Source organism: Streptomyces sp. MB09-01 (assembly GCF_033794505.1).
GTDB lineage: Bacteria > Actinomycetota > Actinomycetes > Streptomycetales > Streptomycetaceae > Streptomyces.
The window spans coordinates 1-2,742 of sequence record NZ_JARAYQ010000487.1; the positions used below are offsets into that span (position 1 = coordinate 1).

Here is a 2,742-nt window from a genome sequence, read left to right on the forward strand (position 1 = left end):
CCGGGAAACCCCGAAAGAACGGGCCGGGCGATCACAGCAGGGACGGCCGTGTCGGTGGCCTCCGGCCTGGTCGGGGCGCGCATCAGATCGCTCCACACTTCGCATTTCTCGGCGGCTGCGAGCCGTCTGGGGCCGGACATAAGCCGCCACCTCTCACGCGTGTTGCTGTACGACGGCGACCGACCGCTGTCCGGGGCCGGTCATAGGCCGCCACCGATCGCTACGCGCTGCTCAATGATGGCGGCCGCGGGCAGCCTGGGGCTGGAGTGGACCGCCCAAGCCGGCTCGCTTCTTGCTGAGCCTGTCCGATGGGGATTCGGGGGCGGGGAGGCGTGAGAGAGCGCCTCTACCGAACTGTGCTCGGGTCTGGGCGGGTAGGCAGGTGAAGAGTTCAGCAAGATGCCCTAATTGCCTAAGTGCGGATGTGAGTTTGGGGCGTCGGTCTCGTGTTGGCCCCGGTCTGGTTCGGCTGAGGTGAACTTCCGCCTCTCAGGATCCTCAATCGGCCCTCATCGGGCCTGATGGGGCCCCAGTTGGGGGCGGTTGCCCTCGCCGAGGAGCGTTCAGCGATCCGTGGCGGTCTGCGGCTCCCGGCAACCGCCGGACGGCGTCGCGGAGGACTAAATCGTCGTCTGAGCGGCTTGAGAACTCCTAACGAAATGAGTGGCGGGGAACGCTAGGACCGGCGGCCAGAGTCAGAGTGGTCCGCAAGCGGCAGCGTTCTTCCGGGGCGTCCGCCAGAGCGGAGTGGTCTGGCCTGTCCGGGATGACGGCGGAAGCCCGGCTCCCCTCTCCACCGACGGCACGCGAAGCCTTCCCTTCTGGTGGGCTACGGGTCGAATCCATGACCCTGGAAGCCTGGCGGGAGCGCGAACTGCTCGATGCCGCCCAGGAGGGACTCATGATCGGCATCAACTGGAGCCGGCCGCGCCTCGTTGGCTGGAGTTTCACCCCGATGGAAGTTCTCAACCGACTGGCGGCGGCTGACTAAGGCCGTGTCTCTCTGATCAGGTCAGGCCCGGGGCGCCCGGCACCGCGGGCTGATCCGAAGGAACGTCCCAGGCGGACCGAATGCGCGGGCAAGGGCGCCGAGCCGGCCGTTGACAGCCGAGTTTCATAGGCAAACCGTTGTCGGCGCGTCGTTGCCCGGCGGGCCCGTCACCCCCATCCTGACGGTTCAGCACGATCACGATGAAGAGAATGAAGGTTTCCCGCACATGCAGCACATCCCCGACCTCGGAAAGAACTCGCTCGGCAAGCCGGATCCGTGGGCCAAGTTCCGAGGGCTCGCCTGGTGGCAGTTGGTCCTCTCGATCGTGCCGATCCTCCTGCTGCCGGTCGGCGGGGCGATAGGCGGGGCCATCGGGGCGGCGGGCCTCTTCGCGAACCTCTCCCTCGCCCGCAAGCCGTTCGGGACGCCGGTCAAGCTCCTGGCGATGCTGGGCGTGGTACTCGCCTCTTATCTGGGTTACTTCCTCGTCGTGGGTCTCGTCTACAACCTGCTCAAGGGCTGACTTTCCGGCCGGGAATCCTGATCTCGGCGGCCGGGGCGACGGGCCCGGGGTAACTCGCCCCGTCCCGTGTCCTTCGGATCAGGGGCCGGGGCGTCCGGCACTGATCCGCCAGCCCGCCGCGCCCGACCGTGCCAGGGCGAGGCTGTCGTGCATGTTCGCGCCGGACACGACATCGGACAGCATGGGCAGCTTGCTGCCCTTCTTGCCGCGATCGACCGGGTTCGGCCCGGTCAGCGATCCCCCTCTTGGCGCGAACGGAGGCCGCGTCGACGATCGCCGAGGCCCAGTCCACCTCGCCCCGGGCGCCGAGTTCGTCCAGCACCGCCCGGTGCAGCCGACGCCACAGGCCGGCCTCGGTCCATACCGTGAAGCGGCGATGCGTGGTGGCGGGCGACGTGCCGAACGTCGGCGGCAGATGCCGCCAGGCACATCCGCTGGTGCGGACGAGCCGCGAACGACGGCAGCAACGGGGCGGTCAGCTTCCAGAGTTCATCAGGAACCGGACGCTTCGATAGATCAGCACCCACGACCGGCATCATGCCGCACGAACATCAAGTCACGTGAGGCAACCTCTAAGCCTTGATTGGTGCGGCCGACCTGGCGGCCTGCTCGATCTTCGCGCAGTGGGCTGCACGGGCTTCCTCGTCGATCTGCTTCTCGTTTTCGGCGCGCACCCCGGTCCGGCCGTCGAGGCCCTCGCGCAGGATATCGGCGTGCCCGGCATGCCGGATGGACTCGCCGAGGACATGGACCATGAGGGCGAACAGGTTCGTGTTCGAATAAGGCTCCGGCCACCACGGCACGTGGCCGGGGGCGTCGAGGGGAAGCTCGTTGATCGTCGCGTCCGAGTGTTCCCACGTGCGCCGGTAGAACCCGATGATCTGATCGCGGGTCTCGTCCTCGGTCGCCCACAGATCGCTGCCGTCGGAGTCCTGCCACCGGGGCAGCGATTCCGGGGAAGGTCGGTCGAAGACCTCGCCGAAGTACCTGGCCTCGACGGTGGCCACGTGTTTGACCAGGCCGAGGAGGTTGGTCCCGGTCGCTGTCAAAGGTCGGCGGGCGTCGTATTCGGACAAGCCGTCGAGTTTCCAGAGCAGCGCCTTGCGGTCCCGCCGCAGTCTCCCGTGCAGGTTGTCTTTCGCGAATTCATCGATCATGCGGCATGAGCCTGCCATGGGCTGCTCGTGGTCTCAAGATCCCGTACGTGGTCCGCAACGACTGGAAGAGC

3 protein-coding genes and 1 pseudogene are annotated in these 2,742 nt (G+C 67.3%); 2 read left to right on the forward strand and 2 right to left on the reverse strand.

Annotation, left to right across the window (positions count from 1 at the left end; genetic code table 11):
* Positions 1–844 precede the first annotated feature (844 nt).
* The gene (locus PV721_RS42665; RefSeq protein WP_319734178.1) at positions 845–991 is read left to right on the forward strand and encodes a hypothetical protein; all 147 of its coding nucleotides are present in this window, start codon (positions 845–847) and stop codon (positions 989–991) included.
* A 226-nt stretch (positions 992–1,217) separates the two neighbouring features.
* Positions 1,218–1,514: a hypothetical protein gene (locus PV721_RS42670; RefSeq protein WP_319734180.1), complete on the forward strand. Its 297-nt coding sequence runs from the start codon at positions 1,218–1,220 to the stop codon at positions 1,512–1,514.
* A 132-nt stretch (positions 1,515–1,646) separates the two neighbouring features.
* Here the strand turns inward: PV721_RS42670 and PV721_RS44235 are convergent.
* Positions 1,647–1,959, reverse strand: a pseudogene (locus tag PV721_RS44235) (transposase); the annotation flags it as partial.
* Between the two features lie 127 nt (positions 1,960–2,086).
* Entirely contained in the window at positions 2,087–2,671 is a 585-nt protein-coding gene (locus tag PV721_RS42675) for a DinB family protein (protein WP_319734182.1), read from the reverse strand.
* Positions 2,672–2,742 lie beyond the last annotated feature (71 nt).

What these genes read in the sequence shown, in the direction of transcription:
- PV721_RS42665 (WP_319734178.1), top strand. Translation starts at nt 845, where the DNA reads ATGACCCTGGAAGCCTGGCGGGAGCGCGAACTGCTCGATGCCGCCCAG.
- PV721_RS42670 (WP_319734180.1), top strand. Translation starts at nt 1,218, where the DNA reads ATGCAGCACATCCCCGACCTCGGAAAGAACTCGCTCGGCAAGCCGGAT.
- PV721_RS42675 (WP_319734182.1), bottom strand. Translation starts at nt 2,671, where the DNA reads ATGATCGATGAATTCGCGAAAGACAACCTGCACGGGAGACTGCGGCGG.